At 41.5% G+C, this 17,520-nt stretch carries 18 protein-coding genes; 7 read left to right on the top strand and 11 right to left on the bottom strand.

Annotation, left to right across the window (positions count from 1 at the left end):
- Positions 1–6: 6 nt before the first annotated feature.
- From ACQKIC_RS01070 to ACQKIC_RS01080, 3 genes are read left to right on the top strand one after another with little or no spacing between them, the layout of a single operon-like run.
- The gene (locus tag ACQKIC_RS01070; protein WP_427590757.1) at positions 7–633 is read left to right on the top strand and encodes a bifunctional 4-hydroxy-2-oxoglutarate aldolase/2-dehydro-3-deoxy-phosphogluconate aldolase; all 627 of its coding nucleotides are present in this window, start codon (positions 7–9) and stop codon (positions 631–633) included.
- Positions 634–675: 42 nt separating this feature from the next.
- Positions 676–1,824: a galactonate dehydratase gene (dgoD, locus tag ACQKIC_RS01075; protein WP_427590758.1), complete on the top strand. Its 1,149-nt coding sequence runs from the start codon at positions 676–678 to the stop codon at positions 1,822–1,824.
- Positions 1,763–3,184 (top strand): MFS transporter, encoded by a 1,422-nt coding sequence (locus tag ACQKIC_RS01080; protein WP_427668500.1) that lies wholly within the window; start codon positions 1,763–1,765, stop codon positions 3,182–3,184. The genes dgoD and ACQKIC_RS01080 overlap by 62 nt, the downstream gene beginning before the upstream one ends.
- Before the next feature lie 224 nt (positions 3,185–3,408).
- Here ACQKIC_RS01080 and ACQKIC_RS01085 read toward each other — a convergent pair whose 3' ends face one another.
- The 11 genes from ACQKIC_RS01085 to ACQKIC_RS01135 form a co-directional block, all read right to left on the bottom strand.
- On the bottom strand, positions 3,409–3,765 hold the full coding sequence (locus ACQKIC_RS01085; RefSeq protein WP_427590761.1) for a hypothetical protein: 357 nt from the start codon (positions 3,763–3,765) through the stop codon (positions 3,409–3,411).
- A gap of 137 nt (positions 3,766–3,902) precedes the next feature.
- Positions 3,903–4,379: a hypothetical protein gene (locus ACQKIC_RS01090; protein ID WP_402986886.1), complete on the bottom strand. Its 477-nt coding sequence runs from the start codon at positions 4,377–4,379 to the stop codon at positions 3,903–3,905.
- Between the two features lie 112 nt (positions 4,380–4,491).
- Complete coding sequence (locus ACQKIC_RS01095; RefSeq protein WP_402957641.1) at positions 4,492–5,277, bottom strand: SDR family oxidoreductase; 786 nt, start codon at positions 5,275–5,277, stop codon at positions 4,492–4,494.
- A 147-nt stretch (positions 5,278–5,424) separates the two neighbouring features.
- Positions 5,425–6,012 carry a DUF3997 domain-containing protein gene (locus tag ACQKIC_RS01100; protein WP_403122410.1) on the bottom strand — a complete coding sequence of 196 codons (588 nt, stop codon included), beginning with the start codon at positions 6,010–6,012 and terminating at the stop codon, positions 5,425–5,427.
- Positions 6,013–6,455: 443 nt separating this feature from the next.
- Positions 6,456–7,163, bottom strand: coding sequence for a DNA alkylation repair protein (locus ACQKIC_RS01105; protein ID WP_427590762.1), 708 nt, complete (start codon positions 7,161–7,163; stop codon positions 6,456–6,458).
- Between the two features lie 90 nt (positions 7,164–7,253).
- Positions 7,254–8,027, bottom strand: coding sequence for a class D beta-lactamase (blaOXA, locus tag ACQKIC_RS01110; protein WP_403122627.1), 774 nt, complete (start codon positions 8,025–8,027; stop codon positions 7,254–7,256).
- Between the two features lie 141 nt (positions 8,028–8,168).
- On the bottom strand, positions 8,169–9,563 hold the full coding sequence (locus ACQKIC_RS01115; protein WP_427590763.1) for a right-handed parallel beta-helix repeat-containing protein: 1,395 nt from the start codon (positions 9,561–9,563) through the stop codon (positions 8,169–8,171).
- A gap of 125 nt (positions 9,564–9,688) precedes the next feature.
- A complete protein-coding gene (gene nagB / locus ACQKIC_RS01120) occupies positions 9,689–10,426 on the bottom strand; it encodes a glucosamine-6-phosphate deaminase (RefSeq protein ID WP_427590764.1) in 738 nt (245 codons plus the stop codon).
- Position 10,427: 1 nt separating this feature from the next.
- Positions 10,428–11,621 carry an N-acetylglucosamine-6-phosphate deacetylase gene (nagA, locus tag ACQKIC_RS01125; RefSeq protein ID WP_427590982.1) on the bottom strand — a complete coding sequence of 398 codons (1,194 nt, stop codon included), beginning with the start codon at positions 11,619–11,621 and terminating at the stop codon, positions 10,428–10,430.
- Positions 11,622–11,774: 153 nt separating this feature from the next.
- Positions 11,775–13,313 (bottom strand): sodium:solute symporter, encoded by a 1,539-nt coding sequence (locus tag ACQKIC_RS01130; RefSeq protein ID WP_402986893.1) that lies wholly within the window; start codon positions 13,311–13,313, stop codon positions 11,775–11,777.
- Positions 13,314–13,482: 169 nt separating this feature from the next.
- Positions 13,483–14,352 carry an N-acetylneuraminate lyase gene (locus ACQKIC_RS01135; RefSeq protein WP_402873563.1) on the bottom strand — a complete coding sequence of 290 codons (870 nt, stop codon included), beginning with the start codon at positions 14,350–14,352 and terminating at the stop codon, positions 13,483–13,485.
- Positions 14,353–14,525: 173 nt separating this feature from the next.
- Between ACQKIC_RS01135 and ACQKIC_RS01140 the strand changes: the two genes are divergently transcribed.
- The 4 genes from ACQKIC_RS01140 to ACQKIC_RS01155 are packed head-to-tail and all read left to right on the top strand — an operon-like array spanning position 14,526 to position 17,454.
- Positions 14,526–15,227, top strand: coding sequence for a FadR/GntR family transcriptional regulator (locus tag ACQKIC_RS01140; RefSeq protein WP_402873560.1), 702 nt, complete (start codon positions 14,526–14,528; stop codon positions 15,225–15,227).
- Entirely contained in the window at positions 15,214–15,885 is a 672-nt protein-coding gene (locus tag ACQKIC_RS01145) for a FadR/GntR family transcriptional regulator (protein ID WP_402873557.1), read from the top strand. Before ACQKIC_RS01140 ends, ACQKIC_RS01145 begins: the two co-directional genes overlap by 14 nt.
- 10 nt (positions 15,886–15,895) lie before the next feature.
- Positions 15,896–16,780 carry an ROK family protein gene (locus tag ACQKIC_RS01150; protein ID WP_402986895.1) on the top strand — a complete coding sequence of 295 codons (885 nt, stop codon included), beginning with the start codon at positions 15,896–15,898 and terminating at the stop codon, positions 16,778–16,780.
- Positions 16,774–17,454 (top strand): N-acetylmannosamine-6-phosphate 2-epimerase, encoded by a 681-nt coding sequence (locus tag ACQKIC_RS01155; RefSeq protein WP_427590765.1) that lies wholly within the window; start codon positions 16,774–16,776, stop codon positions 17,452–17,454. Before ACQKIC_RS01150 ends, ACQKIC_RS01155 begins: the two co-directional genes overlap by 7 nt.
- Positions 17,455–17,520: the final 66 nt, after the last annotated feature.

Here is a 17,520-nt window from a genome sequence, read left to right on the forward strand (position 1 = left end):
TTTAGAATGAATACGCTTACTCGTATTTTTGAAAATAAAATCATATCCATTGTCCGTGGGGCTAAGCCAGAGGATACATTAAAAATTGCAAAGGCTTTACGGGATGGTGGGATCAAATTAATTGAGATCACACTTAACTCTCCAAATGCTTTAGAATCTATTGAACTAGTTTCCCGAGAGCTTGGCGAGGAAATGCTGGTAGGTGCTGGTACGGTATTAGACCCTGAAACAGCCCGAGCAGCCCTCCTCGCAGGTTCAAAATTCATCTTATCTCCAACCGTTCATCTAGAAACAATTAAAATGACGAAAAGATATGGTGCGGTTAGTATACCAGGAGCTTACACCCCTACAGAAATTTTAACAGCATATGAATTTGGAGGCGATATTATCAAGGTTTTCCCGGCAAGTGTTGGTCCCGGTTATTTTAATGATATTCGTGGTCCGTTACCTCATATCCCTCTTTTACCTACAGGGGGAGTTAATCTAGATAATATAGCCGAGTTCCAAAAAGCTGGAGTTGTGGGTTTCGGAATTGGCAGCTCGCTCGTCGACACAAAACAGGAAGTAAATGAAAAGTACTTAATGGAATTGACTCAAAAAGCCAGATCGTTTGTTTCTGCTATTCGTTCTTAATGCCTATCAGCCACTAATGAAACTATAAAGGAGCGATTCACTATGAAAATTAAAAGCTATGAATTATTCCAAGTACCACCTCGTTGGTTATTTTTAAAAATAGAAACAGACGAAGGCATTGTAGGCTGGGGAGAACCCGTAATCGAGGGGAAAGCTGCAACGGTTAAAGCAGCAGTTGATGAATTAATGGAAAACCTGATTGGTAAAGATCCACTTAATATTGAAGATCATTGGAATCTCATGTACAGAGCAGGATTCTATCGTGGAGGCCCAATCTTAATGAGTGCTATTTCTGGTATTGACCAAGCTCTTTGGGATATTAAAGGGAAATATTATAACGCCCCGATCCATCAGCTGCTTGGTGGAAAAGCTAGAAATTCCATTAAGGTTTATTCTTGGATTGGAGGAGACCGTCCTTCCGATGTTGGAGAAGCAGCTAAGGATGTGGTATCTAAAGGATTCACAGCGGTTAAAATGAATGGAACTGAGGAACTCCAATATGTGGACTCCTATGAAAAAATTGATCAGGTGATAGAGCGAATTGCTACTGTACGTGAATCAGTTGGCCCACATATTGGAATCGGAATTGACTTTCACGGAAGGGTCCATAAACCAATGGCCAAAATCCTTGTAAAAGAGCTGGAAGCATACAGACCGATGTTCATTGAAGAGCCTGTATTACCAGAGAATAATGAAGCTTTGCGGGAAATTGTGAATCATACTGCGATTCCGATTGCAACTGGTGAAAGAATGTACTCTAAGTGGGATTTTAAAAAGTTGCTTACAGATGGATATGCCGACATTATTCAGCCTGATTTATCGCATGCTGGGGGTATAACAGAATGCAAGAAAATCATCTCGATGGCTGAGGCTTTTGATGTGGCAGCTGCTCCTCATTGTCCATTAGGACCAATTGCTTTGGCAGCTTGCCTACAAGTGGATGCTACGTGCCATAATGCGTTTATCCAAGAACAAAGCCTGGGCATTCATTATAACCAAGGTAGCGATTTACTTGATTACATAGTTGATAATGAAGTGTTCAAATACGAGGAAGGCTATGTAAAGATACCGGATGGCGCAGGACTGGGAATCGAGATAAATGAGGACCATGTGAAAAAAATGACGGAGATTGGTCATAATTGGAGAAATCCTGTTTGGAGACACAAGGACGGTAGTATCGCGGAGTGGTAAAACAAAACCTCAAGTGAAGAAGGTGAATACAGTGAATAAGAAAATGACACAAGTTCGATACGGAATTGTAATGATGCTATTTTTCACCGTAATTATTAACTACATGGATCGAAGCAATATTTCCATTGCAGCACCTTTTATTTCTAAGGAACTAGGATTAGATTCCGTAAGTATGGGGTTAATTTTTTCTGCATTCGGCTGGACTTATTGTGCTTTGCAGATTCCAGGTGGGTGGATTTTAGAAAAACTAGGGAATCGTAGAACTCACGCTTACGGAATTGCAGGATTTTCTATCGCAACGCTTTTACAGGGATTTGCAAGCGGCTTCTCAGGCTTTTTCTTGTTGCGAATCGGGCTTGGAGCGTTCGAAGCTCCTGCGTTCCCAACCAACAGTAAGGTTGCGGCTAGCTGGTTTCCAGAAAACGAACGAGCAAGAGCCATCTCCATCTACACATCCGGTCAATTTGTAGGACTGGCTTTTTTAACTCCAACATTAGTGTTTCTCCAACAGTCAGTAGGCTGGCGAGGGCTTTTCATTATAACAGGTATCATAGGGGTGGCATGGTCCATTCTATGGTATGTTTTATATAGAGATCCACAACATAGTAAGAGAATTAACGAGGCTGAAATGGATTATATCAAAAAAGGTGGAGCTATCGTTGAATCTTCTTCTGGAAATGATGATTCACCTGTTAGAAAAATAGGCAAAAAAGATTTCTTGGCTGTTCTGACTAGCAAAAAACTTTGGGGAATATATTTAGGGCAGTTTGCAGTAGCTTCCACCCTATGGTTTTTCTTAACATGGTTCCCTACTTACCTTGTTGAATATAGAGGCTTAACATTCATTAAGTCTGGTCTTCTGGCTTCCCTACCATTCTTAGCGGCATTTGTCGGCGTTTTACTAGCAGGTTTCCTATCTGATTTCCTTGTTAAAAAAGGAGTATCTGCAGATATTGCAAGAAAAGTTCCGGTAATATCAGGATTATTGCTTTCCACTTCAATCATTGGAGCGAATTTCGTTGACAATACTAATCTAGTTATTTTATTCATGTGTATCGCCTTTTTTGGAAACGGTTTCGCTTCAATCACCTGGGTTTTTGTTTCATTGCTTGCCCCAAAAAGGTTGATTGGGATTGCTGGAGGTACCTTCAATTTCATTGGTGGTACAGCATCAATTATTATACCGATTGTAATTGGCTTCCTGGCAAAGGGCGGTGACTTTGCACCTGCACTTACCTTTATTGCTTGTATAGCCTTTGCTGGAGCCCTGTCCTACATTTTCTTAGTTGGTAAAATCGAAAGGGTTCAGGATTATGCAGATATTAATGTAACCACTGATAAGAAGTTATCGAACTTATGATGAGTGCGTAAAATACCTAAACAAAGCAGTGCATCCCGAAAATTGGGATCACTGCTTTGTTGTTTATAGTTCAAAGAATAGGAAAGAAAACTTCTTATACAAGGGTTAATTAAGCCGAAATTAAATGTATATTAAAAAGCAGAAACATTGATTTAACAAGATTCCACTTCTTCACTATTGCGTAATTTCACTTAAAAAAGGACTTATAAGACTACCCCTTCCGGTCACGCAACATAGAACCAGTTTTCGATTAGCACGACGATATACAAAACAAACCAGATACCCTGTAGCAGAAGCGCAGCACTGAACAACCGGCTTTTCGTGTATTCATCCCGGATGAAAAGCCTCCAGGTCAGCATCAGAACCACCGATACACCTGGAATCAAAATCGCGGTCATCATGAAATAGTTGGATGCGACATTCCATACAAGCTGAAAAGCAATAATGATAAATGCAAGTAGAAAATGAACCTTTTCCTTCCGTGCCCGGATGACCCAAAGTAAGGTAAGCACCACTGTCGCAAGCAAGATGATTTCTGTCGCCACGATGAAGAAGATATCATATAACGTAACTCCGTCCAAAGCAATCCTCCTTCTCATTACAAGATCGCTTATATGTATATGCCACTTGGACGGAAGAATTGAAAAGTTTTCTACGTTTCCTCCAACAAAGGAAATCCTCCCTACAAAAAATGGTCTATCGGTAAGTCTATAGCCCTTTACTGGAGGAAGAATTCATTTTCTAATTGTTTCTCTGCTTCAAGCTTGATCATGGAAAGAAACTGCTCCCACGTTAGGTTCTCTCTTAGTCTATTTTCCCCACACTGAAATTCGTCTATCATTTCACTTATGTCATACCATACATTCAGCTCATTAAAGTGTTCGCGAACCACTTCATACACTTCGTAAGCTATATGGGCGACATGTTTATCTTCCCCTAAGATTTGTCTTAATAAGTGATATAAGTAGGCTTTGGCACACTCTTCATGCGTAGGCACTGGCATTTCCCATTCTTTTATAACCCTTTGAAAATAATCTTCTACCTCGAATTGGTTAAGAGGTTCTCTAAAGGATGCTAGGATTTTTAATGAGTTCACCGAAGAATCATCCGTTAATTTTTGATAAGCCCAATTAACATAATCAATAGGCTTTGCTTTTCCTTCATATCTTTTATAATACAGGATTGTCGTATCCATGCCCGTCCCCCATTTGAAATCGCCCTTTAATAATTCATACCTTATTAATAGAAGGAAAGCAATTCTATAAAAAAGACCCTTTCGCTTAAGCGAAAAGATCAGTTTTTACTACTTAATATTTATACGACTGTCCACCGTCGATTGGGATGACGGCGGCATTGATGAAGGTTGCTTGTTCGGAAAGCAGGAAAGCGACCAAGTACCCGACCTCTTCCGGTTTTCCAAAGCGTTTCATCGGGTTGACGCTGACGAATTCCTTACCGGCTGCCTCCCAATTCTCGCCACCCATCTGTTTCAAGGAAGCTTCGACCATCGGCGTCATGATCGCACCCGGGGCAATCGCCTTGATGCTGATGCCGTATTGGCCATACTCGATTCCGGAGTTTCGCGTCAGTCCGACGACACCATGCTTACTTGCCGCATAGCCTGATTGGTTCCCCACGCCGCGGATTCCACCGACAGATGCCGTATTGACAATTGTGCCGAATTTCTGCTTTTTCATGATTTCCAGTACATACTTCATCCCGAAGAAAACCCCGTTCAGGTTCACACCCACCACTCTGCGGAACTCATCGATTCCATAATCCTCCGTCAGGTTCTGTTTTCCTTCGATCCCGGCGTTATTGAAGAAACTGTCGATGCGGCCGAATCGATCCACCGTTTCATCCACATACTTCTTCACATCACCTTCCTTTGAAACGTCCGCCGTAATCAAGTGCACTTCCGCCTTGGGCACCGCTTCGCGAATCAATTTTTCCGTGGTTTCCAAAGAATCACTTTTCACATCCACCAAGGAAAGTTTCGCCCCTTCTTTGGCCACTTGCAGGGCAGAAGCCTGTCCCAGTCCGGACCCGGCTCCTGTAATCAACACGACTTTATCATCAAAACGATTGTTCATGTTCATACCTCCATTTAAAAAAAGTAATCAGACTCGCTGATATTCTTCCCTACCTGGTTTCAGTCATTCGTTTTTCAGATCATATTCACTGTAAAAATTGTCAAAATAAATGAAGGAACACGGAAAAGCTTCTTTAAGAGGGAACGCCTATCCATCTCCCCTAATGTCATCTATTTCTTGTAGCACAATATCATTGGATATTCCAAATTCAGCTTTTTTCTCTGTGAAACTTTTACCATCTAAAGGTCCAGTCACTTCGTCTGTAATCATTTCCAGTATCCAAAAGCTCACGTTCTTTTCATCAGGAATTTGATGGCCGTTGTCGTCATTTTTCAAACCAAGCTGCTTTGCGATAATATATTTATCATCCCAAGCAACTTCGGTAACTTTCGCAGGAATGACGCCGGTTCCCCAACTACCTTCACTAACTTTTGGTGCAATCTTGACTTCGTCGGCTGATGTTCTTATAACAGAATATCCTCCAGGTAGGTCCATATCATAGTCAGATGGGCCTGGACAACCTGTTAAGAATAAGAGTGAAAGTAAGCTCAATAATAAATAACGAAATAATTTAATTTGCATTACACTCTCCAATCCACGATGATTCAAAAATTCATCAAACAGCTCCGTTATATCTATATCTGCTTGAACAGTTTTAGTAGTTGAATGATCAAGAAAATCAAAAACGATAATACTATAAATAATCCTATACTTTTCATTTTGCTTTCCTTCCACAAATTCACTATTGAAATGATTCCGCCAATACTCAATAAAGCTATACCCATTCCTTTCATGGTATGTATGGGGAATACAGTTGATAAATGTGTTACGAAAGCCCCGATTATAAAAAGGCCAATTGTCAATAAAAAACATGGGGTCCTGAAATCATGAATGACTGATTTCCTATCGTCAGTATTCATTTTTAAATACCTCTAACAACCATGAATGCGGGTATTCCCCACATGATCATAAAAGTTACAATAGAATCAGTATGTATAGTCAATAATATTCTCTCCCATTCTATGTAACTATTTCACCACAAATGTCCATAAAATTTTAGGCTGGACACTTATTAGGTGGCCTTTTTATTTGTTCAAAAATCAACAGTAATCTTTAACAGATCCATTAAAAAAGAATGTCAATCCTTCTTGAATCAGCTCCCTAATGCAAAGCTGATTTTAACATCGGACATGTTTTCGTTTGAATCCAAGCCTGCCTCTAGCGATTTCTTTTTGAATACTTTCGTATGCGTTTAGGAAATTGCTTTTTTTATTGTCCCGTTTGACTTCCACGATTCCTACCTCATTGGCCGTCTTGCTAGCCTTTTCATGTAATGGCAAATAGGAAATTCCCACGGTGTATAGAAAATTGTTCATAGCGGATTTCGTTCGTTCCGGTGATTCTTTAATGGAATTTTTCACTTGATCAAGCATATGGGAAAGCTTCGTTCGGGAAAATTCATGGTCGGAGCGATTCCCTATAAGCCAGCAGTAGCAACTCCAGGCCGCTGACATTCTCAGCTCGTCACCGCTTGCAATCCATGTATCAGCAAGGTCTTGTGCTATATCTGATTCTGATAATGTGACCGCTACCACAAAATCGGACAGCATATAGAAATACGCTCCATCCATCCACCGATTAAAATCCGACTCACTCATCGCTTTGGGGTCTGCAATAATGCCTGCAAAGTACATCGCATCGTAGTTCCCCGTGGCATAAAGCTCTTCGGCTAATGGTTGATTTATTTTTATTTTCTTTGCGATTGGTTTCATGGCTCCTGTAGCTACGCCAAAAAGAGGCTCCTGCGCCCCATTGGATATGTACATTTTTTTAGTGCGGTCCTTACCCAACGCTTCCAGCTCCTGCATCACTGTATTGAAATCCATCCTCTCACCCTTCCTTCTGCTTATACATATCCCATCCTAAAAAAAGAGGATAAATGCCTCTATCAACATCCTATCCTCTAATTCTTGGTTTCATTCCATTGTCATTACGTTGTACTTCTTTAAAATGTCCATTGTGATGGCTTTAGCATCTGTGCTTGTTCCGGCAATATTCGTAGCAAAACTATACGCATGATTGTCTGTTTTGATAAAACCGACATACCAGCCTATACCTGACCCTTGCCCTGTTTTCCCGTAAAGGGTAAAGTCATCCCCTTCCTTCTGGATCATCATGCGTTTCACGGTTTTCATGACATCCTTATCAAAGGGAAGGTTCTCTTTATATAGTTTCTCCATAAAGTCTACTTGTTCTATTGGTGAAATTTCTAGTGAACTGCTTAACCAGAACTGGTCGATGCCTCCACTAATATCTTGGTTGCCATAAGATATGGTACGAACCCATTCCTCCATTTGCTTCTCTCCAATGTCACGAGCCATCGCTTGATAATACCAAACGACAGAGTTTCTCATTGCAGACCCAAGCGTATGATCTTGGTTCCAGGCCTCAATCTCCCGCTCAACACCATCCCAATACTTAATGTCATATTCATCTTCTACAGCTCCGACTTGCAACCCAATCAAAGAATTTGGCACTTTAAAAGTCGATTGCGGTGCAAATCGTTGATTCGCACGTTCCTGGTTATAGACGAATGTCTTTTCTTTTTTCAGATCACGTAATATGAATGTTCCGTCATGGTTCGTAAAGAATTCATCGACTTCCAGCTTCTTAAGATTCAGGTTGTCCTTGGCAGCGTTCGCTTCACTTGGCTGTTGAACACTTGTAATGAATAGAACCACTGCACTCATGCACGCTAAGAAAAAAAGCAAATTCCTTCTATTATTCATATTCCCTTCCTCCCTCTGACTATATTTCCTGCCAATCTATCACTTTAAATATAACAAAAATATGGAAAAGCCAAAATGATGCTATTATACCGTTAACCGAATTTATTTGGACTTGAGCCGGAAATCACGTTTACTTTCATTCACGAACTTCGGCTTCTGAAACGTACTATTCGTGTCTTGAAGACTTCTCTTTTTAAAGGCAGAGAACCCCATGATATCTTCCGTTTTCCATATCCAGCGCGTTTCTTTCTCTCCCCCATGCAGGTAGTAGACATTGTTATCTAGTATGTTCCCTTTGTTTTGCTTGAAAGGGTTGCTGATAAGGAGATTGGACTCACCAGCGACCATGATGTTGTTTTCGATTCTATTATGGTTTGTATGGTATTGAAGTAAAATCTGTCCGCCCTCTTGAAATTCCGTATCATTTTTATACAGGACGTTGTCGGTAATTGTACTGTTTATGGTGCTTCCTCTTTTCCTGTCATACCCGCCTATTGCAATGCCCGCACTTCTATTTTCATAAATCGAATTGTTTTGTATGGTGATGGAACTAGTAACTTTGCCATCATGCTCGCTAGCCGCTTCTATTCCTATGTCGTTTTTATACACCCTATTCTTCTCAATCACGATATCTTTACCACCGTCGACATAGATTCCGCCAGCCGCATATTGGTTTCCGTAGGCTGGATTTCCGTAACTGGATATTTCATAGACTGTGTTGTTACGGATGAAACCGTTCCTTGCCTGATCAAATTTTTCAACAGGAGACACACCTTCAAACCCAATAACATCGATTCCGATATTGTCATTTCTCCTGACGATGTTATTTGTAACCTGGAAGTTTGATATATTACCATTCAGCACCAACGTTTCACTGGCACCCAGTTTCATCTCTTCTAGTGTATTGCCTGAAAGGATGATATCTTCAATCGCTTGCGGTGCTTCGGTGCCATACACAGCAATCCCATGGGCATTCCCGTTTTCATGAAGTGTTTCAATATGATGAATATGAGTACGCAAAATACGGATACCCTTTCCGCTTCCGCTAACGGATATTCCGATTGGCACTAAATCCTCTTGTTCGGTTTTGTAATGTTGGATGTCCAATCCATCGATGGTAACGTAGCTTTGATTATGAATCGATACTAAACCCTGGTCATCCCATGAAACCTCTAGGCCCCTCCCATCGATGATCGCCTTTTCTTTTGGGTAGGCCTTGATGGTGATAGGGGCATTTTCTTTGCCTGATTTCCGTATGACGACTTGTTCATTGTAGACTCCTTTTCGAACATGGACAGTTGTACCCGGTTTTGCTAAATCGATGGCTTTCTGTATGGTTCTTAAAGGTTCTTTCTTACTTCCGACATTTTTGTCATCCCCAGCGGGAGACACATACAATTTGTTTTCTTGAGTAGTCGGCCCGGATAGTCCATACAGGACAAGCCCAATAGAAAAGGCTAACAAAAGAAACAGTACGGCTCTTCTTTTCTTGTTCAAGTTCGTGCCCCCTCATCTTCTGTTTGTCTTACATAATAAATCCTAAGAATCTTCAACAAAAAAAGATTAACCAATAAAAACTGGTTAACCTTATCATACGGATCGGCAAGAACATTACAACCCCGTTAACAGTTCTGCTTGAGTTCAGCCAACGCTTCCTGATCGGCAATAATCATTACATTGTTATGCTGTTTGAGGATGGAGGCTGGGACTTGCTCATTGGTTGGTTCAGATAGTAGTTTGTATAAAATATGTGCCTTTTGCTTTCCGGACACGAGGAGTACGATTTGTTTACTCTTCATGATCGTCGAGATTCCCATCGTTACCGCGTGTTTGGGTACGTCGAAGGGATTATCAAAATAGCAGGCATTCTTTTCCCTTGTGGAGGCTGTAAGCTCCACTACATTCGTGGTGGAGGCAAAAGGTGTACCTGGCTCATTGAATCCAATATGGCCATTCACCCCAATCCCCAATAGCTGAAGGTCTATTCCACCAAGGTTTTCAATGAGCTCTTCATACCTTTGACATTCTGCTTGTAAGTCTGGTGCCATGGTATCCGGCAAATGAGTTTGTTGGATTGGGATATCGATATGGTTAAAGAGATGGTCCTTCATATATGTATGGTAACTAGTGGGATGATCTTTTTCCACTCCTACATATTCGTCCAGGTTCACGGTATGAACATGGCGATAGGAGGTCTGATTTTCTTGATAATCCTTCACTAAGTGTTGATACGTCCCGACCGGCGTTCCTCCAGTCGCAAGGCCCAATACAAGAGAAGGTGTCCGTTTTACCTTGTCCAGAATAAGGTGTGCTGCTTTCTGGCTCATTTCATCGTAGTTTTGAGCTTCAATGATTTCCATATTATTCAACCTCCATTATGCTATATGCCATTTCTCCTCTACAGATGGTCATGACCACTTCATTTTCCTCGTTCAAAATGACTAAGTCCGCATCTTTCCCTACTTTGATGCTTCCTTTTCTATCATCCAGTTGAAGCTGCTTGGCTGGGTTCAGGGCAGCCATTTCAATGGCATCTTCAAGCGGACAATTTGTATAGGATAAGAGGTTCTTAACCGCTTGCCCCATTTTCAGGATACTTCCTGCCAGTGTCCCGTCCGCAAGAACCGCCTTCCCATCTTTCACCGTCACGTCTTGGCCCCCTAAATCGTAGGTTCCGTTTTTCAGGCACTTCGCCCGCATGGAATCAGTAATTAATAGGAGCCCTTCTTTTGACTTTTGTTTATAGGCAAGCTTGATGATTTCTGGACGGACATGAATGCCATCCATAATCATTTCCGCTTTCAATTCATCACGTAAAAGTGCCGCTCCGGCAACTCCCGGTTCACGGTGATGTAGGCCTTTCATTTGATTAAACAGATGCGTGACTTGCGTTGCACCATCCGAAATCGCTTGATCCACTTCGTCATATGTTGCATCTGAATGGCCAATGGAAGCCACAATTCCATGTTCCTTTAAATAACGGATTAATTCGCTTCCACCTGGCTGTTCCGGTGCAAGCGTAACGACTTTGACATGATCATTCGATAACTCATTCCACTTTTTAAAGATGTGTAAATCTGGATCGATCATATATTGCGCTGGCTGCGCCCCTGCCATCTTTGGATTGACGAAGGGCCCTTCTAAATGAATGCCAACGATTTCGGCCATTCCCGGTGGCTGATGGTCATCGATGTACTGACCGGCATTCATTAACGCGTTCTCGATGGCTTCGGGTTCCTGTGTCATGGTGGTCGCTAAAAAACTCGTCGTCCCTTCCCAAGGAAGAGCTGCAGCCATACGCTTTAACGCTTCCTGCGTTGCGTCCATGGTATCGGCGCCATTTACGCCATGAATATGAATGTCGATCATTCCCGGTATCACCTTATAATCCGGCAGGGCATGAAAATCAATGACCTCACCCTTAAACTCTAAGTCATTAATATCATCCATAGAACCAAAGGAAACGATTTTCCCATCCTTCGCGATTAAAAACCCACATTCAATCGTTTTTCTCTCACTGTAAATCGTTATATTCTTAAGGATGATGCATTTCATTTTATTCACAAAATCCCCTTCTCTTATCCATGTATTTATGTTCACTATCCAAGGTTAAAAACCCTTTATTTATTTTCGTCATGCTTTGGATAAATGTAAATGTAGTAAATAGCCAATCATCAACATGACTGGCTATCCTTATATGAGACTTTCTTACACTGCTTTAGACTTTGATTGCGGTTCTGGATGTAGGTGAGGCTTCACATATTCTTCGTTTTTCGTATAAATGGTCAATCCTGTGGTGTTTTTGTTGAATGTCGGGAACAGCAAACTTACAACATAACCAAATCCAAAGGAAGTAATGAACGAGACGATACTAACGACGAATGGTGTCAGGTCTGTTTGTTGCACGAAATAGGAGGTAATCGCGCTTAAGAATAGACCGATCAATACTCCAGGTGTATTGGCACGTTTCGTGAATATCCCAAGAGCAAAGATACCGGCAATTGGAACACCGAATAATCCTGTGATGGCCAAGAACAAGTTCCATGTTTCAGCTTGATTGCTTGAAATGAGATATAAAGCGGCTGCCATACCCAGTACACCGGACGCGATAATGACAATTCTCGCCAATAATACATCACTTTTTTCATTTGCACCTAAAAATCTTTGTTTAAAATCGACTGTTACACAAGCGGAAATACTATTTAAACTAGAGGAGATTGTAGATTGGCAAGCGGCAAATATGGCGGCGATCAGTAAACCCGCTACCCCCGCTGGTAAACTTGAAACGATGAAATACGGCACGATGGCTGAAGTATTAAATCCTTCTGGAAGGGCTTCAACATTCGTATAGTAACTATAAAGGACGGTACCAAATCCAAAAAAGACAGGGATCGTGATAAGAGCCAAGATTCCATTGGTCCACAAAGACTTATTTGTCTCTTTGATTGAACTAGTCGTTTGATAACGTTGTACGACGTCTTGACTGGCTGTATATTGATGTAGATTATTAAAGATGGAGCCTAAGAAGATAATCGGGATCGCTGCCGTGACGGCACTGAACTTGAAACTGTCTGCCGTTACCACTTTCTTGTTGTTGACCGCATCATCGATAACTGTCGAGAGTCCGCCATCGATAGAGAAGATTCCAAGGACCACAAGTAAAATGGCACCGCCTAGAAGGATGATCCCTTGAATTACATCGCTCCAAATGACCCCTTCAATCCCCCCGAGGAACGTATAAACAATACATAAACCTCCAACCGCAAGCGCTATGATAAAGGGATTGATATCGGAAACGAGTGTAATGGCAAGCGTTGGCAAGTAGACGACAATCGCTATACGGCCAATGTGGAAAAGTGTAAAGAGTAAACTTCCTATCACGCGAAGAGATACACCGAAGCGCTCCTCTAAATATTCATAGGCCGTCGTGACATTCAGCTTCCTAAAGAAAGGAATATAAAAATAGATCAACACAGGTATGATGGCCAGTATTGATAGATTACCTGCTGCATAAGTCCAATCAGATAAAAATGCCTGTTCTGGTGTCGACATATACGTAATCGCACTTAACGTTGTAGCATAGATACTGAAACCCGCGGCCCAAGCAGGAATCTTACCGCCTGCGGTAAAGAACGCATCAGTATTCTTACCAGATTTCTTTGTAAAATAAAGCCCCACTGCTAGCATCGCTAGTAGATAGACCACCATGACAGCCCAGTTAGCCACGCCAAAACTAATCTTCTCCATATAATACACCCCTCATCATAAAATCATTTTATAGAGCTTCCTTAAAAGGTAACAAAAGCGCCTGCCCCCCTCTTCTTTTAAAAAAAGAGTGGCACGGCCCTTGCGGTACATCGTGATTACAGAAAAATCAGATAGTTAAGTGTCCAACACATTCTATCTATGAGCTATCTTATAAGTTAAAATCTTTTACGAGTTGTTCCACTTCTTCCCTTTTGCTTGAATCAAATGGAGCCATCGGTTTTTTGACCGTACCTGCTTGGATGCCTTTTACATTCAGTACTTCTTTCAACGTTTGATATAATCCCAAATCTAGCACTCTTTCAATAAGGTCATTGGTGACGTGCTGAATCTCATACGCCTCCGCTACCTTGCCACTTTGCGCCAACTCCAAAATCTGTCTAGATCGCTTTCCATTGATATTATATGTACTTCCGATTGCCCCATCCACTCCTGAAATGGCTCCATAGATAAGCATTTCATCGAATCCAGAATAAATCAGTTTATCTGGGAATCTTTTACGAAGTCGCTCCAATAAGTAGAAGTCTCCATCCGTATATTTCACGCCGATGACTTTGTCATTTTGAAAGAGTTCCTCAAATTGATCCATGTTCATCGATACACCCGTTAAGAATGGAATGGCGTAAATGATCATATTATTGCCTGTATTATCAATGATGGTTTCATAGTAATGCTTGATCTCTTCAAAATTGAACTTATAGTAAAACGGCGTGACGGCTGATAGACTGTCGTAGCCAAGCTCTGTTGCAAATTGACCCAGTTCAACGGCTTCGTCCAGATTGATCGATCCTACCTGGGCGATTAGCTTGACCTCCCCTTTACTCTCTTCACTGACAATTTCGAAAATTCGCTTTTTTTGATCGGTAGATAGCATGAAGTTTTCACCTGAGCTGCCATTCACATATAGTCCGTCCACTTTCTGAACATCAATATTTTGTCTAACGATCTCACGCAAGCCTTGTTCGATAATCTTCCCATTTTCATCAAATGGTATCAGTAGTGCTGAAAATAACCCCTTCATATCTTAACCCCCTAATTAGTTTGAAAAATTCAGATAACAAAGATATAATATTGTCAGACCAATTTTTATTTACAAATTTATCATAAAAGCCTTTCATAAAAATGTCAACAAATTTCAGTAATCCCTTTCCTCCATTTCTATAATATGGTAGACATACATAAAGGGGTGGCGTCATGGCAATTCATAAGACCTCATTGGTCACAATCGCGATTGAAAGAATTAAGAGCCATATCTTAGAAAATAATCTGAAACCGAATGATAAGTTTTTAACAGAAAAAGAACTGGTCGAACAGTTGCAAGTAAGCAGGACGGTTATACGCGAAGCGTTAATCTCGCTCCAAACCGTAGGGATCTTGAACGTGAAGCCCGGTGGTGGTGTCTATATAGCTGAGCCTACACTCGATTCAATCAATACGATACTTAAACATTATTACGACACGCACGGTGTAAAAATGAAAGAATTGATGGAAATCCGGGAAGTCATCGAATTAGGGGCATTGCGATTGATCATCGAGAAACAAGTGGATGTCGATATTGATCATCTCATCAGCATAAATGAATCGTATTATCAGACGATCATCCAAAAACAAGACACGAAACAATTCGACCGTTTATTTCATCAAGCCTTAATTAAATCAACGGAAAATGAAGCCTATTTCAAGTTCAGTGAAGTGATCAGTGAGTACTTTTCCCTGGTTAGAATGGATTTTATCGAGAAAGAGGACACACTGATTGATTCATTCAAACAGCATGCAGACATCATCGATGCTATAAAAATTAAAGATTTGCCAGTGGCTCAAAAAGTCCTAAAGGAACATTTCCAACCCATTTTTCGTTTTATTACTACTTTGGAGGAAGCAAATGGAACCCATTAAAATGGAAGAAAAAAAGCCACTTAAGAAAACGGTCATTCAAGAAATTAAAAACTATATCATTTCGCAAAACTTAAAAGCGGGCGATCAACTCCCAACGGAGCGCAAGTTCACGGAAATGTTTGGCGTAAGCAGGTCCGTAGTGAGGGAAGCGTTGAGCTACCTTGAAAATACGGATGTCATACGCATCAGACAGGGCCAGGGCGCTTTTCTCAATGAATCCAATATAGAAAACCTTTTGGATAACTTCTTCTTTTTATGGCAAATAAACAGCGGGAATATCCGGGATATATTGGGTTTGAGAATTCTATTTGAATCAAGTGCCATTGATGAAATTGTAAAAAATCAGAGTATGGATGATTTGGACATGTTGAAGGAAGTGGTCGAAGAAAGCGAAAAGGCAACGACCCAAGAGGAATTCAAAGAAGCGGATACCCTATTTCATAAGCAGCTTCTGCAAGCCACGAATAATGATTTATTTATACAAATGACGAATATGATCACCAGTTATTTTTTCCAAGTGCAACATATCCATCTCTCCCTAGAAGAATTCAAAGGCCTCATCCAGGAACACAGGAATATTGTCGAAGCGCTACTGATGGGGAATGCCGATGAGGCAAAAACACTTCTCATTCAACATATTAAACAAACGAAAGTGTAGGAGGATATCCATGGCTGATTATTTATCGATTGATATCGGCGGTACGTTTATTAAATATGCCCTCTTGGACGATCAGAAACATCTGCATGGGCATCAACAAGTGAAAACAAAAGAAAACATCGACCAGGCTATACTGAAACAGGTGGAGTCCATCATTTCCGCTGTTTCCAATGAGACGGCCATTAACGGCGTGGGCATCAGCACTGCCGGGATCGTCGACCGGGAAAAAGGGGAAATCATCTTTGCGGGGCCCACTATCCGGGACTATAAAGGTACCGCATTCAAAGCCCATTTATCCCGTACATTCCCTTTCCCCATTTCTGTAGAAAATGATGTGAATGCCGCTTTGATCGGCGAGCTTTGGCAAGGCGCTGCCCAAGGGGAAAACGATGTGTTTTGCATTACCTTAGGGACAGGCATCGGCGGGGCCTATTATCATGACGGAATCATGGATGGAACCCATCATCAGGCAAACTCCGTCGGCTATCTATTATACGATCCAGAAACAAAAACGAATTATGAAATGAGAGCATCCACAACCGCTTTAAATAGAACGATTGAAAAAGAGTTTGGTAAAGGTGTCTCCACGAAGGAAGTCTTTGAGAAAGCAAGACTCGGTGAAGAGCCATACATAGCCTTGATTGAGGCATGGAGTAAGGAAGTGGCTAGGGGATTGGCGCAAATCATCCTGTTAGTCGATCCGAAGTGTATCCTGATAGGAGGCGGCATTTCCCGCCAAGGCGACTTTTTACTGAACCATATCCAAAAGCAGCTCACCACTTATCTTCCTACTGATTTTTTGAAGACAGAAATAAAAATTGCTCAATTATATAATGATGCCTCCCTATTCGGGGCGGTCCATCCATTTTTCAAAGGGGGAAATATAGAATGTTAAACGAAGTTAAAGGTGGATTAATCGTATCTTGTCAAGCCCTACCAAATGAGCCTCTACATAGCTCATTGATCATGTCGAAAATGGCGTTGGCCGCTAAACAAGGCGGTGCAAAAGGAATCCGTGCAAACTCCAAGGTGGATATCATCGCGATAAAAAAAGAAGTGGACCTGCCCGTTATCGGCATCGTTAAACGCGACTATGACGATAGCTCCGTGTTCATTACCGCCACTTGCAAGGAAATCGATGAGTTACTGGCTAGTGGCTGCGAGATGATTGCCATGGATGCCACCCATCGGACAAGACCGGAGAATCTTCTTTTAAGCGATCTGGTCAACTATGTAAGAGAAAAGAATCCTAGCATTCAACTCATGGCGGATATCGCTACTTTAGAGGATGCCATACAATCGGAAAAACTCGGATTCGATTGTATTTCCACTACATTACATGGCTACACCGAAGAAACACATGGAAAGAAACTCTATCATGATGATTTTGAATTCTTGAAACAGGTTCTCCAGCATGTGAACATCCCCGTTATTGCGGAAGGAAATGTCATGACACCCGACATGTATAAAAGGTGCATGGAATTGGGCGCCCATTCAAGTGTCGTCGGAGGGGCCATCACACGTCCAAAAGACATCACACAGCTTTTTGTTAATCAAGTTCAAGGATGATAGGCTTTACCTGTTTGAAGTGGACATCGCACATTCAACCCATTGGTGCATAAAGGGTTGGGTGTG

Origin of the sequence: Peribacillus sp. NPDC046944 (genome assembly GCF_050272735.1) — a bacterium.
Classification (GTDB): domain Bacteria; phylum Bacillota; class Bacilli; order Bacillales; family DSM-1321; genus Peribacillus.

Bases quoted from the DNA above. Each gene is read 5' to 3' on its own strand.
- dgoD (WP_427590758.1), top strand. From the start codon at position 676: ATGAAAATTAAAAGCTATGAATTATTCCAAGTACCACCTCGTTGGTTA.
- ACQKIC_RS01135 (WP_402873563.1), bottom strand. From the start codon at position 14,352: ATGAAGGGGTTATTTTCAGCACTACTGATACCATTTGATGAAAATGGG.
- ACQKIC_RS01145 (WP_402873557.1), top strand. From the start codon at position 15,214: ATGGAACCCATTAAAATGGAAGAAAAAAAGCCACTTAAGAAAACGGTC.
- ACQKIC_RS01140 (WP_402873560.1), top strand. From the start codon at position 14,526: ATGGCAATTCATAAGACCTCATTGGTCACAATCGCGATTGAAAGAATT.
- ACQKIC_RS01070 (WP_427590757.1), top strand. From the start codon at position 7: ATGAATACGCTTACTCGTATTTTTGAAAATAAAATCATATCCATTGTC.
- ACQKIC_RS01095 (WP_402957641.1), bottom strand. From the start codon at position 5,277: ATGAACAATCGTTTTGATGATAAAGTCGTGTTGATTACAGGAGCCGGG.
- blaOXA (WP_403122627.1), bottom strand. From the start codon at position 8,027: ATGAGTGCAGTGGTTCTATTCATTACAAGTGTTCAACAGCCAAGTGAA.
- ACQKIC_RS01090 (WP_402986886.1), bottom strand. From the start codon at position 4,379: ATGGATACGACAATCCTGTATTATAAAAGATATGAAGGAAAAGCAAAG.
- nagA (WP_427590982.1), bottom strand. From the start codon at position 11,621: ATGAAATGCATCATCCTTAAGAATATAACGATTTACAGTGAGAGAAAA.
- ACQKIC_RS01150 (WP_402986895.1), top strand. From the start codon at position 15,896: ATGGCTGATTATTTATCGATTGATATCGGCGGTACGTTTATTAAATAT.
- ACQKIC_RS01130 (WP_402986893.1), bottom strand. From the start codon at position 13,313: ATGGAGAAGATTAGTTTTGGCGTGGCTAACTGGGCTGTCATGGTGGTC.
- nagB (WP_427590764.1), bottom strand. From the start codon at position 10,426: ATGGAAATCATTGAAGCTCAAAACTACGATGAAATGAGCCAGAAAGCA.
- ACQKIC_RS01155 (WP_427590765.1), top strand. From the start codon at position 16,774: ATGTTAAACGAAGTTAAAGGTGGATTAATCGTATCTTGTCAAGCCCTA.
- ACQKIC_RS01105 (WP_427590762.1), bottom strand. From the start codon at position 7,163: ATGGATTTCAATACAGTGATGCAGGAGCTGGAAGCGTTGGGTAAGGAC.